The organism is Alicyclobacillus fastidiosus (assembly GCF_026651875.1).
Classification (GTDB): Bacteria; Bacillota; Bacilli; order Alicyclobacillales; family Alicyclobacillaceae; genus Alicyclobacillus; species Alicyclobacillus fastidiosus.
This window is the reverse complement of record NZ_CP104067.1, coordinates 4,885,175-4,898,444: the sequence shown is the minus strand read 5'-3', so window position 1 is coordinate 4,898,444 and position 13,270 is coordinate 4,885,175. Positions and strand designations below refer to the sequence as shown.

General features: G+C 49.5%; 12 protein-coding genes. 10 read left to right on the top strand and 2 right to left on the bottom strand.

What is annotated here, in order from left to right; genetic code table 11:
• Positions 1 to 122 precede the first annotated feature (122 nt).
• The 6 genes from NZD89_RS23955 (at position 123) to NZD89_RS23930 (ending at position 5,736) form a co-directional block, all read left to right on the top strand.
• Entirely contained in the window at positions 123 to 845 is a 723-nt protein-coding gene (locus tag NZD89_RS23955; RefSeq protein WP_268005196.1) for a PIG-L deacetylase family protein, read from the top strand.
• Positions 842 to 1,522 (top strand): 4-carboxy-4-hydroxy-2-oxoadipate aldolase/oxaloacetate decarboxylase, encoded by a 681-nt coding sequence (locus NZD89_RS23950; protein ID WP_268005195.1) that lies wholly within the window; start codon positions 842 to 844, stop codon positions 1,520 to 1,522. The genes NZD89_RS23955 and NZD89_RS23950 overlap by 4 nt, the downstream gene beginning before the upstream one ends.
• 50 nt (positions 1,523 to 1,572) lie before the next feature.
• Positions 1,573 to 1,953, top strand: coding sequence for a RidA family protein (locus NZD89_RS23945; protein ID WP_268005194.1), 381 nt, complete (start codon positions 1,573 to 1,575; stop codon positions 1,951 to 1,953).
• Positions 1,954 to 2,276: 323 nt separating this feature from the next.
• Complete coding sequence (locus NZD89_RS23940; RefSeq protein ID WP_268005193.1) at positions 2,277 to 3,056, top strand: glycosyltransferase; 780 nt, start codon at positions 2,277 to 2,279, stop codon at positions 3,054 to 3,056.
• Between the two features lie 494 nt (positions 3,057 to 3,550).
• A complete protein-coding gene (locus NZD89_RS23935) occupies positions 3,551 to 5,065 on the top strand; it encodes a DHA2 family efflux MFS transporter permease subunit (protein WP_268005192.1) in 1,515 nt (504 codons plus the stop codon).
• Between the two features lie 26 nt (positions 5,066 to 5,091).
• Positions 5,092 to 5,736 carry an acyl-CoA-like ligand-binding transcription factor gene (locus tag NZD89_RS23930; RefSeq protein WP_268005191.1) on the top strand — a complete coding sequence of 215 codons (645 nt, stop codon included), beginning with the start codon at positions 5,092 to 5,094 and terminating at the stop codon, positions 5,734 to 5,736.
• Positions 5,737 to 5,897: 161 nt separating this feature from the next.
• On the opposite strand, the gene NZD89_RS23925 is transcribed toward NZD89_RS23930, so the two are convergent.
• The gene (locus tag NZD89_RS23925) at positions 5,898 to 6,188 is read right to left on the bottom strand and encodes an antibiotic biosynthesis monooxygenase family protein (RefSeq protein ID WP_268005190.1); all 291 of its coding nucleotides are present in this window, start codon (positions 6,186 to 6,188) and stop codon (positions 5,898 to 5,900) included.
• A 110-nt stretch (positions 6,189 to 6,298) separates the two neighbouring features.
• A complete protein-coding gene (locus NZD89_RS23920) occupies positions 6,299 to 7,285 on the bottom strand; it encodes a bile acid:sodium symporter family protein (protein WP_268005189.1) in 987 nt (328 codons plus the stop codon).
• Positions 7,286 to 7,361: 76 nt separating this feature from the next.
• Between NZD89_RS23920 and NZD89_RS23915 the strand changes: the two genes are divergently transcribed.
• The 4 genes from NZD89_RS23915 (at position 7,362) to NZD89_RS23900 (ending at position 13,268) form a co-directional block, all read left to right on the top strand.
• Positions 7,362 to 8,366, top strand: coding sequence for a LacI family DNA-binding transcriptional regulator (locus NZD89_RS23915; protein ID WP_268005188.1), 1,005 nt, complete (start codon positions 7,362 to 7,364; stop codon positions 8,364 to 8,366).
• A gap of 214 nt (positions 8,367 to 8,580) precedes the next feature.
• A complete protein-coding gene (locus tag NZD89_RS23910) occupies positions 8,581 to 9,996 on the top strand; it encodes a sugar porter family MFS transporter (RefSeq protein ID WP_268005187.1) in 1,416 nt (471 codons plus the stop codon).
• Positions 9,997 to 10,254: 258 nt separating this feature from the next.
• Positions 10,255 to 11,757 carry a UxaA family hydrolase gene (locus NZD89_RS23905; protein WP_268005186.1) on the top strand — a complete coding sequence of 501 codons (1,503 nt, stop codon included), beginning with the start codon at positions 10,255 to 10,257 and terminating at the stop codon, positions 11,755 to 11,757.
• Complete coding sequence (locus tag NZD89_RS23900; protein ID WP_268005185.1) at positions 11,754 to 13,268, top strand: tagaturonate reductase; 1,515 nt, start codon at positions 11,754 to 11,756, stop codon at positions 13,266 to 13,268. Before NZD89_RS23905 ends, NZD89_RS23900 begins: the two co-directional genes overlap by 4 nt.
• The last annotated feature ends 2 nt before the right edge of the window (positions 13,269 to 13,270 follow it).

Below are 13,270 nucleotides of genomic sequence, written 5' to 3'. Positions count from 1 at the left end.
CCGGCGGATGAGTTGGTAAAACAACATCCCGCATACTAAATTGTCAACAATATAGCTGGCTATTTTGTTCTTTTGAGCTAACCTAAACTAAGAAGTTGAACCAAGATGGGAGAGAGACGAGCATGACACAGCATCAAGAAACCGTATTTGTCGTGAGTGCACATTCAGCGGATTTTGTATGGCGTGCAGGCGGTGCTATCGCCTTATATCATCAAAAGGGATACCGCGTTCGAGTGCTTTGCCTTTCCTATGGAGAGCGTGGCGAATCCGCGAAGTTGTGGAAACAGGGGAAGACCTTAGAAGAAATTAAAGCGAAACGCGAAGCGGAAGCTCGCAAAGCAGCTGAAATTCTCGGTGCGGAAGTTCGTTTCTTCGACGTTGGAGACTATCCGCTCCATCCTACGAAGGAACTGCAAGATGCTATTGTTCAGGAGTTCCGGGAGCATCGGCCAAAGTTCATTCTGACACATTCTCTCGAAGACCCTTATAACGCAGACCACCCTCGTGTGACGAATTTCGTTCTGGAATGCCGCATTCTCGCTCAAGCAGAAGGCTATCCGTCAGATCATGCCATTATCGGTGCACCGCCGGTGTTTTTGTTTGAACCACACCAACCAGAACAGTGCGACTTTAAAATTCAGGCATTTCTTGACATCACGCCTGTCTTCGAACTGAAGCGCCAAGCGATGGAGTGCATGGAAGCGCAGGAACATTTGTGGGAGTACTACACGGCTGTCGCAAAACGACGTGGCTCGCAGGCCGTCCGCAATGGCGGCGACAAGTCGATTGTTTACGCTGAAGCTTATCAACGAATTTACCCAACTGTGGGAAGTGAACTCGTATGATGCACAAAATTGTGAAGAATATTTCGCGTCCGAATCAGGAAGACATCGCAAAGCTCGGAGAACTAGGCGCAGCGACGGTGCATGAAGCCATGGGCAGGACGGGCCTTTTGAAACCCTATTTGCGTCCCGTGGATGCGAAGATGAAGGTTTGTGGTACGGCTGTCACCGTTTCCTGCCACCCTGGCGACAACTTAATGATCCATGCTGCGATTGAAGTTTGTCAGCCTGGAGACGTTCTCGTGGTGACTGTGACATCAGACAATACCGACGGCATGTTCGGTGAATTGCTGGCTGTCTCAGCTCGAGCTCATGGCGTACGCGGACTTATCATTGACGCTGGAGTTCGTGACACGGTGGAGATAACGGAGATGAACTTTCCGGTCTTTGCGAAAGCGGTTAGTGCGAAGGGGACGGTTAAGGCAACACCGGGATCGGTCAATGTCCCCGTTGTCTGTGCCGGTACACTCATTAACCCAGGAGATGTAATCATCGGTGATGCAGACGGCGTCGTCTGTGTCCCTAAGGAACAAGTGTCCGAGGCCATCGCACAGGGGCAAGCAAGAATTGAGCGTGAGAACAAAACGAAGGCACGGTTAGCCGCAGGAGAACTTGGCCTCGACATTTACAATCTTAGACCGAAACTGGAAGCTCTGGGGGTCGTTTACGTCGAAGAGTAGACGTCGAAAGATACCGAACACAGTTGGACTGATTGAAAGGAGAGATAGTAGTGGCAAAGCGTGAGGTTCTACATGTGAAGGGCTCGAATCACCAGAATCCCATCCCGACTGCAGTAAAGATTGGGAACATGGTGTACACCTCAGCAATCATCGGATCGGACCCTGAAACAGGTAAGATGCCGGAAACCGTCGAGGAAGAGGTCGCCAATCTCTTTTATTATATGAGAGAGATTATGGAACTCGCCGGAGGATCGGTTGATGACATCGCCCATTTAAGTGTCTTGGTAACCGACAGAGAGTATAAGAAAGTGGTCAATGTAGAGTGGCTGAAGATGTTTCCGGACGAGAATAATCGTCCTGCAAGACATACCACTGTTGACAACCTAAGGGATGGCCTTAGAGTGCAGGTTGAAATGACTGCAGTTTTGTAATCTCAAAACCACGGTGTGATGATTTGCACCGTGGTTTTTCTGCCTCAATTCGTATAGCGACTGTGGTCCGGAATTTGGGTCTCGTCGAAATGATGCGCCAATTCGTGCAGTCCTTGATAAATATCCAATTTACGATAAAAGGGATCGATCACTGCGGTCGATTAAGCGCTTGCCCCTCTGTGCATGCCAAAGTGTCCGACGTCAAATCGGAGGAGCAGTTTGACACAATACCGGACCTCATTCTTGCACGGTAATTGTCCCACGCGTCACATCTAAGACATGCATACCATGAGACATCCCCCTTGTTGAAGGAGGCGTGGTCGTTGTCTAAGACGGATACGAAGAGGGGCCAGATTATAAGTCCTGTGAAAAGGGCAGATATCCAAGAGGTTGCCGATAACGGCATTTCGGTCATTCTCTGTACGAAACGACCTCAGTTCCTAGCCTCTATCTTTTCAGACTATGATAGACAATTGTATAAATCAAAAGAACTGATCCTTGTCCTAAATAACAATCAAATGGAACTTAATCGGTATAAATCGTTTGCTGCTCAGCATCCGAACGTCTCTGTGTATCAGCTGGATGAGTCTGTGTCCTTAGGGAGATGCCTAAATTTTGCGGTATCAAAGGCAAAGTATTCAGTCATTGCGAAGTTTGACGATGATGACTATTATAGCCCGTACTACTTAGACGGTGTGGCGCGGTGTTTTAACAAAAATACTGCGGATGTGCTAGGAAAGAACACATGTTATTTATACCTGGAGAGTAGAAATTTACTCTTGTTATATCACCCCAATCGAGAGAATCGATACACGCGCATGGTCATGGGAGCCACACTAGCATTTCGGCGAAAGGTCTTTTACAAAGTAAAATTTAGAAATGTATCACGAGGTGAAGATACTTATTTTTTTCGCGATTGTGCCAAAAATAAACTGAAAATATATACGTGTGATCCCTTCAATTATGTATGCATTCGACGCTCCAATCGGTTTAGTCATACATGGACGGTCGATGAGAAGACGATTATGAAACATAGCACAAGAGTTGCAACAACTGAAAATTTCAAACCGTATATTACCAGTATCGTTAAAGGTTCTTCATGAAAAGGTAGCCAAATGGACAGACATGGAAGAATTAGCGTTGGGTTATCCAGGATTCCTGCTGATACTGCAGCACGAAACGGACCACCAACCTGCATCATCATTCTACCCACAGAGCCGGCGGTAAAAGCTGCTCCACATCGCCCATCACGAGGCTGCTATTTTCTCCCCAGTTTATTCTTCCGAGGGCAGGCAGTGCCCGAATCTATTTCAAGACCCCTCACCCTATTGTATGCGTATCACTTTTTTCGTCATTTCCCACCAACCACAGCGACTGCAATAACAACTCCAAAACGGTAGGGTAGTTAGCGATGAATTGGGCATCGACCTAGGTCGGACTTCTTGAACTGACTAGCAGATTCCATCTGCTGGCGACGGACAACAAACGCAGAAGGACTGGACACGGAGTCATCATTTCTGGACTTTATGACACTTGATGTTTTTATACACTAACTATAAAATGAAACTCACTTTCACTTTTCGGGGAGTGTATCAAAGTGAAGACATTTCGATCAGGGAAGTGGTGGGCACTTGGCGCCATGACGCTCGGGGTTCTGGCCGTTGGCCTCGACGTGACCGTCCTAAGCATTGCATTGCCTTCGCTTGCCGTGGCGTTTCACGCAACAGAGACGCAATTGCAGTGGTTTACCAGTACGTATGCCCTTGCGCTGACAGCGGCCATGTTGCCTGCTGGTCTGCTCGGTGACCGTTACGGACGTAAGCGGACACTGCTAATTGCACTCGGGTTGTTTGGACTCGGTTCTATCTTTTGTGCCTATGCGTCATCGGCAAATGTTTTTATCATCGCGCGGACAATACTTGGACTCACAGGTGCCGCGGTCATTACATTGGTCCTGTCCGCGTTGCCAGTGCTTTTCTCTGAAACAGAACGGCCGAGGGCTGTCGGGATTTGGGCGGCAGGTAATTTTGTGGCTATGCCGATTGGCCCCATTCTCGGAGGCTGGATTCTGACCTATCACTGGTGGGGATGGGTGTTCCTCATGAACGTTCCGGTTGTTCTGATTGGCATCGCAGCCATCCTGTTTCTTATGCAAGAATCTAAGGCTTCAACTCGATCGGGCATAGATGCGCTTGGAATTACGATTTCCAGCGTTGGTCTCGTAGCGTTAACCTACGGTATAATTCAAGTGGGACAAAATGGTTGGAGCGATGACCGCGCTTGGATGTATCTGTTCGCAGGTATCACAGTTCTGGTACTGTTTGTTCTGTGGGAACACTGGCTCAGCAACAGGGGAGGCCAGCCCCTCGTCGACCTCGCCTTGTTTCGCTCGCGGGCTTTCGTCTCAGGTGTGCTCCTGATGACCGTCGGACTCTTTCCAATGGCTGGCGTATTGTTTTTGCTTCCCCAGTATTTCCAAGGGGTTCTCGGATTGAACGCTGAAGGCTCAGGTGTTCGGCTCCTGCCATTGGTTGCAGGACTGATTGTTGGGGCAGTTCCTATCGACAGACTGGTACAAAAGATTGGGGCGAAAATAACCATTGCGATTGGATTCGTGGTGCTGACCGCAGGTACATGGATGGCATCTGGAACTAGCGCCTCCTCATCCTCCGTGTCTATCGCTCTGTGGATGATTGTCATCGGGATAGGCTCCGGGATGGTCATGGCCACGTCGGCGTCAGCCGCACTGATGGAGCTGTCCAATGAGCGAAGTGGTGTGGGAACTGCCTTGATGCAGGCCATGAAGAACTTGGGGTTGCCTTTTGGAACCGCGATTCTTGGCAGCGTACTCAATCACGCGTATCAATCCAGGGTCAACGTGTCCGCACTTCCGGAGGTCGCGGCCCACACAGTACGCGAGAGCGTCTTTTCGGGTGTCGAGATCGCGCGCCGGATGGGCGTGAAAAACCTGTTGCAATCGGTATATACGGCATTCACTCATGGAATAGACGTTTCATTCCACGTGGCATCTGGCGTCTCCGTTGCAGGTATCTTGTTGGCATTGGCATGTATGCCGCACCGTTCGCGCGAAACGGACGCGGCCAATCACTAAACCAGACTGTGTTGGAGGGAAGCGTAGTGAGTCAGGACGAACAACGAAGGATGGGACTGCGCGAGCGGAAGAAAATGCGAACTCGGGTTGCGATTCAGCAACACGCCCTGCGTCTGTTTCGGGAACAGGGATATCAAGAGACAACGGTGGAACAGATTGCCGAAGCCGCCGAGGTCTCACCGAGTACGTTCTTCCGCTACTTTCCCACCAAAGAAGATGTCGTCTTGAGCGATGAAACCGATCCGGAGATTATTGCAGCGTTTCATGCCCAACCTCCTGAAGTGAACGTGGTTCGGGCCTTGCGAAATGCGTTTGCGACCGTATTTGCGACATTGCCGAAGGACGAACAGGAGGCCATGTTTGAGCGGGGAAGGCTCATATTTACGATTCCAGAGCTGAGAGCCCGGTTTCTCGACAACCTGGCCCAATCGATTCAGATGGTGGCCGGCGCAGTGGCCGAGCGCACGCATCGGGATTCGGCAGATTTTATGGTGCGTACCTTGGCAGGAGCGCTTATGGGCGTTGGAATGTCTGCCGGTTTCATGTGGATGGAGAACCCTGAAATGGACCTGATGGCCGCTTTGGATGAAGCGTTTAGCTATATTGAATCCGGTTTTCCTTTAACAAATCGTCGGAACCCCCCATGTGAGCCGGCCTCACCTTCCACCTAGACGTCGATGTGCCTCATACTCACCGTGCCCAACTCCGTTGTTCTGATGTTGTTGAAGGTCTTCCGGCTGCGACGCCGATAGCGGCGTTCTGCGAGTCGGGAAAAGGCGAGATCACCGAGTGCACATGTGACCTCGCCTTTTCGGTTTTGGCTTAGGGAAGATCAGGAATTGTAGACAACCTCGTAGGTTGCAACCTGTGTCTGACCTGCTGCACGACTCTGACCGCCATGCGCAGCCGCAAAGTGCGGGCTCTCAATCCAGGCGTGAAAATGTTGCTCGGATTCCCATGTAGTACTCACAATGTAATGGGAATTGTCACTTGCACGAAGCATCTGAAACCCTGCGAATCCGGGTACGCGTTTCATGTGTTCACCCGCTTTTGCAAATCGTTCTTCGAGCATCTTGCGTTGATCCTCGCTCTGAATGGGCAATCGGTTATGGGCTACATACATGCCAACCACCTCCGTGTACTATTTTAGGTCATTATTACGTACAAGTGTGGACGCTCGGTTTCCCAACACTGTCCTGTGACCAAGAAGACCAGTATAGATTTAAAGGCTAGCTAATTGTTACATGTGGAACCTGGGGCATCATCCGTTTGCGATCCCGGTCCAACAAGCAGGTGGCGTTTTAACAGCGAGCCGTAGATGGACGCCAATGTTTGCTGAAACAGCATCACTAATATGACTGGAAGCGCAACTGGCGAGGGGAAGTAAGTAACGGCCATGACGGCGCCAGCATTGTTATTGCGCATACCCCCGTTAAATGTCATGGACACAACTGCGCCTTTTTCTAAGCGAAACAACTTTCCCGTGAGTAAACCTACCGGGTAGCCCAAAGACGACAACAAAAACACCACAATAATCAGCTCGATTAGTTGCATGTTGAAGTGCTTCAGATAAGGTCCAACGACTGCACCATTAATGGCTACCACAATTGCAATACCGATTTTAGAGAGTGGCGCTAACTTACTGCCAAGAGTTGTTTTAATGGTTCCACCTGTCCTCTGATTTAGGAACATCCCAGCAATAGACGGAAGCACAATCATCCAAAATAATCCTTTCATCATCGACCACGTGTCCATGCTGACCTTGGTACCAACCAATAAATGCATACTCAAAGGCACGATCAGCGGGGACAGAAGCGAATCGATCAGGATGACGGACAACGTCAATCCGATGTCTCCATTGTATATGGATACCCAGATGAAACTGGTGATGCCAGCGGGAATAACTAAACTTAGGATGAGTCCCGTAGTGATGTACGAATCATCTCGAAAGAACAGATGCCCAACCAACAAAGCCATCAAAGGCATCGCTAGATGAAGAATGAGCAATGTCAGGATGAGGGCCAAGGGGCGTGTAAAGACTCTTTTTAAATCTGAGACCTTCGAATTCAGACTGCCGGCGAACGTCATGAAACCAAAAATCAGAGGCGACAAATCCGAAAATTTCGCCAACCGTCCGCCAAGCAAAACGCCGATCACGATGCTGCAAGGCGTAATTAACGGCAGAATTTTTTCGAGTAGCTTATTGAAATTCTTTAACATTTGTCATTGACCTTACTCCTGTTAAAATTAAACTACTTTTGATGATAATGAACATTTTACACAGGGCGGTGACCGGATGGCAACAATGGCCGACGTTGCAAAGTTAGCAGGAGTTTCGGTAATGACCGTTTCTAGGATCATAAACGGCAGTGGGACTGTCAAAGAGTCCACTCGCAAGAAGGTCCTGCGTGCCATGGAAGAAATGAATTACGTCCCAAAGGGCTATACCAAACAAGTGATTCAACATGAAATTAGCACGCTTGTGTTGATTGTTCCGGATATTACCAATCCGTTTTTTACGTTTATTGCTCGTGGTATGGAGGATGTCGCGAAAAAGCAGGGCTACCGCGTCTTTTTGGCCAATACGGACGAAAACATCAATAAGGAGAAACAGTACATTCAGATGTGCATTGAGTTTCATGCAGACGGAGTTCTCATTGCACCAGTTGGAGATGACTCAAAAGCAAACCTCGAGTTGTTGGACAAGGAAGGGATTCCATTTGTTCTGATTGACCGTGAAGTCGAAGGTGTACAGGTGGATGTTGTGAAAAGCGATATCGTCGGGTGCTCGAAAGCGTTGGTGGAACATCTGATCGAACTTGGGCACCGACGCATTGCCGTTGTCACTGGACCTTCAAATAACCGGGCGAGTCGAGAACGCGTCGAGGGATATTTACAGGCCCTAAAGCGGAACAACCTGGCGTTTTCAGAGGAATTAATGAAGCGATCCACCATGACTCGGGATATCGATCCCAAGTTTATTGATGAGCTCTTGAACCTGGAAGAGCCTCCGACTGCATTGTTTGTCGCAAACATGTTTCAGTATGCACATTCTGTCAGGCGACTGGGGGAACTAGGACTGCGTATCCCCGAGGATATGAGCATTGTGGGGTTCGGGAATTCAGATTATCTTGCAGCGATTGATTCGGCGTTCACTTCAGCCATACAACCTACCTACAGTTTCGGGTCATTAGGAACCCAGATGTTGCTAGAGCGCATCGAAGGGTTGCACGAAATACCCCGGCGGATCGTGCTGGAAGGGGATATTGTGCTCAGGCGTTCAACGGCTCCGCTTCTCTAAAATGTTATAATTAACATTGACATATGAAATAAATAAACATTATATTGTGTTATAAGAATCGTTGTACAAGCACTTTTCATTTTTCGAGTGGGAGGGGCTGGGACCACAGACGTATCGGCGCCGTGAAATGATCTGCAAAAACTGAAAGCGCTGTCCCTTGTTGCGGGTCTACGTAGGGAATGTGAGATTACGCCAGTCGGAAAGGTGGAGAACAGTGAGTACGCGTGCGAATACGACGTTAAATGAGTCATCAGATGCAAAACCTGGTTTAGGTTTCGTGGTTGTAGTCGTCATCATTGCATCGCTCGGTGGATTGCTGTTTGGTTATGATACGGGTGTCATTGCGGGGGCCAATGGATTTTTGAAGACCGAATTTCATATGACTGCTGCAATGACTGGACTCGTTTCGAGTAGTATTGATCTCGGTGCTATGGTTGGAGTGCTGATTGCGGGGTTCCTGGGTGATAAGTTGGGGCGCAAAAAGTCGCTCATGGTTGCGGGAATCACCTTCGTCCTATGTAGTTTGATCACCGCATTCGCCGGCGGCGTGTCCACGCTTGTGATTGGGCGCTTCCTTGGTGGCGTTGGCATCGGTTTAGCTTCGCTTTTGTCGCCACTTTACATCGCTGAGATCGCTCCGGCCAAGATTCGGGGTCGTCTCGTGGGAACCAACCAGTTGGCGATCGTATCCGGTATTTTCATTGTTTACTTCGTAAACGCTGCCATCGTCGCGACACATTCGGCGACTTGGAATCAGACAATCGGTTGGCGGTGGATGTTCAGCATGGGGGTTATCCCGGGCATGATCTTCTTCCTGCTGCTGTTTTTCGTTCCCGAGAGCCCGCGCTACCTCGTCACGCGTGGACGAGATGAAAACGCTTTATCCATTCTCGCTCGAGTGAACGGAGTAGCTCAGGCGAAACGGGACATCAAAGACATTCGCGATTCGATTCAGGTTGTTCCCGATTCCTTCTTCAAAGAAGTGTCCACACCGGGTATCCGCAAGGCGCTCGGCATCGGTATCCTCCTAGCCATCTTCCAACAATTCACTGGCACCAACGCGGTTGGTTACTATGCGCCGATGATCTTTAAGGCCGCGGGTGCTGGGACCAACGCCTCCTTCTATGACACCGTACTGATTGGGGCGATTAAGGTTCTCTTCGTGATTGTGCTGATGGTCATTGTCGATCGCGTTGGCCGCAAGCGCCTGTTGGTATGGAACGGCTGGTTTATGGCCTTGTTTTTGGCGATTCTCGGCGTGGCATTCGCTTTGCCCCACATGATGACGTGGTTAGTTCTCGGACTCGTGTTCCTGCACACAATCGCCTATGAACTATCCTGGGGCGGCGGCGTTTGGATTGTCCTTTCAGAAATTTACCCGACGAGTATCCGTGGTCGGGCGATGTCCATTGCGTCATTTATGCTCTGGTTTGCAACTTATCTAGTCGCTCAGTTTTTCCCGATTTTGTTACAGGCCGTTGGGGGTACCTTGACGTTCTGGATCTTCGCCGTGTTCTGTATCATGATGGCGTTGTTCATGAAGAAAGCAGTTCCTGAGACGTCTGGAAAGACAATGGAACGGATTCAGGCCGACTGGGTGGACGGAGACACGGCTTCCTTAAATCAATGAATCTGAGGTGCGCATGTTACATTGGATGCAGACCGGAGCTTCCCTTCGGTCTTATTTATTTGTTAGACTTAACATCCAAAGAAGATGCATAGAATTTCTTTATTTATCGTATATGTGGTGGCCCGTCCAAGCTGAAAGTTCAAAAATGAATTCGCTTTCCTAGATGGTTTTTGTGTTACAATTAACATATACATGTTATATCGGAAGTATTTTTGGTGAAGAGATAACAATTCTTCTTGCGAATGGAGGATATAACCGATGTGTGCTGCCAAGGCGTTGCGAATACATGGAACTGACAACGTTCTTGTCGCAACGGTCCCTGTTTCGGCCGGAGACAGCGTTGAATATTCCGGTGGGACCCTACAGGTGATGGAAGACATTCCTCGAGGGCACAAAATCGCCTTAGTGGATATACCTGTACAAGACAACATCATGAAATACGGGTACCAGATTGGACACGCGACGGTGGACATACGCAAGGGCCAGTGGGTGCATACCCACAACGCGAAGACGAACCTCAGCGGCAAAGAGGAATACCGGTATCAACCATCCGTCACGCGACCATCGGAGCGGATCATTGACCTTCCCGCGTCTTTCGATGGATATGTTCGCGAAAACGGGGATGTAGGGGTTCGGAATGAGATTTGGATCCTAAATACTGTTGGTTGCGTGAACAAAGCAGCTGAAACTTTGGCAAAGATGGCTGACTCGGAGCTTCGAGGTGACGGGATCGACGGTGTATATCATTTTGCTCACCCGTATGGATGCTCTCAACTTGGAGACGACCTTCTGTACACGCAGAAGGCATTAGCTGGGCTCGTACGTCACCCGAACGCGGCTGGCGTTCTCGTCCTTGGACTTGGTTGTGAGAACAATCGAATTCAAGAATTTCGTCCGTTTTTGAACGATGTACCGGAAGAGAAAATTCGGTTTCTGGCACTCCAGGATATCGAAGATGAGTTCGAAGAGGGAATGCGTTTACTGCGTGAATTAGCTGACTACGCGCGTACCTTCAAGCGGGAAAAGGTTCCGGTGAGCCGTCTCAAGATTGGGTTGAAATGCGGCGGATCAGATGGTTTCTCCGGCATCACTGCCAACCCGTTAGTAGGTGCACTATCGGATTTGGTGGTAGCCCAGGGAGGTACATCGCTCTTGACCGAAGTACCGGAGATGTTCGGTGCTGAGACCATCTTAATGAACCGCGCTGTCGACGACCGGGTGTTTGGGGATGTCGTTTCTCTCATCAACGATTTTAAAGATTACTATACACGCCATCATCAAGTGATTTACGAAAACCCGTCACCAGGCAATAAAGACGGCGGTATTACGACATTAGAGGAAAAATCACTCGGTTGTATCCAAAAAGGTGGGACATCGCCCGTTGTCGATGTGGTGCCTTATGGGATATCGGCAACGAAGCCTGGCCTCAGTCTCGTGCAGGCGCCAGGAAACGATATGGTTTCCGTTACCGCGTTGACCACAGCAGGTGCACACATGGTTCTGTTTACCACTGGGCGTGGAACGCCGATGGGCGCAGCGGTTCCGACGGTCAAGATCTCAACGAATACTAGTTTATATGAGAAAAAGCGAAATTGGATCGACTTTAATGCCGGAAGCCTAGTTGAGGGGGACGATATGCAATCCTTGGCGGCCTCATTGTATAACACGATGATCGACATCGCCTCTGGGCGGGTACAAACTCGGAACGAGAAAAACGGCTTCCGCGAAATTGCTATCTTTAAGGACGGTGTAACACTGTGACCGGAAATCGCGAACGATCACTGCTGTCGCAAGACTGTTGTCCCGACAAGGGCATCTTGGCATTCCCTGAACGAGTACTTCAGATTGGGGAAGGAAATTTCCTGCGCGGTTTTGTGGATTGGATGATTCATCGCCTGAATAAAAATAAACTGTTTCGCGGTCGTATCGTCGTCGTTGCCCCGCGTAAAACGGGAGCGCCAAATATCGAACAACTGAATCGGCAAGATGGGCTCTTTACGGTGTGGTTGCGGGGGTTGCAACAGGGGGTACAAGTCGAAGAACAAGAAATCGTGTCTTCCGTGAGTCGAGGAATAGACCCTTACCAAAACTGGGGGGAGTTCCTTGCGTGTGCTGAGAATCCGGAGATTGATATCGTGGTATCCAACACCACGGAATCTGGTATTCAATACACTCCAGAGGAACTGAAATTAGGAACGCCCGTGCAATCTTTCCCAGGTAAATTAGCGGCTTACCTGTATCATCGTTACTATTGCTTTGATGGGGCAGCATCAGCTGGGATGACGATTGTTCCCTGTGAATTAATTGACAACAACGGTGATAAGCTTCGCGAAATCGTGCTTCACCACGCGGACGATTGGGGATTGCCTCATCCCTTCACGGAGTGGGTGCGGTCGCATAATCATTTTTGCAACACGTTGGTCGACCGGATTGTAACTGGGTTTCCCCAAGGTGAAGACGCACATGACTTGCTCTTCGCCCTATCGTATCGAGATGAGCTGGTGACGGTTGGAGAACCATTTCACCTGTGGGCCATCGAAGCAGACGAACGCCTGAAACGAGAATGGCAGTTTGAGAAAATTGGTTTGAATGTACCGTACGTTTCAGATGTGACACCTTACCGAATGCAGAAGGTAAGGATATTGAACGGTGCCCATACCGCCATGTGTGCTTTGGGACTGCTGTCTGGACTTCAAACGGTCGGGGAAGTGATGAATCATCCGGTATTGGGATTGTTTGTGCAGAGGCTGATGAATGAGGAAATTGTTCCGACACTGCTATCGAGCATTCCTGCTGTAGACAAAGCGAAGGTAGTAGAGTTTGCCGGATCCGTCGTCGACAGGTTCAAAAATCCATTCGTTCACCATGAGTTGGACTCCATTACCTTGAATGGGCTGTCGAAGATACGTGTGCGTCTGTTGCCGACCTTGTACGAGTTCTATCAGAATCACGAGCGCGTGCCTGCCTTGTTGTCAGCAGCGATTGCAGCTCAGCTACTCTTTTATCGCAATGCAGATAACCCCACAGAACGTTGGACCATCCGAGACGACGCGGAGATGGTTCAGATGATTGCGGACATATGGAGTGAAGAAACCGCTGTGGGACTAGAGGCGACAATCTCGATGCTCCTTGGCAAAACTGAACTTTGGAACCAAGACCTCAACGAGATAGATGGCCTGCGGGAGGGGATTGCGGCATTCATTCGCAGTGCGCGAGCGCACGGAACCATCTCTGCATTAGAATCGGTAATTTGCGCCATTGGGGAGAAGTGAGG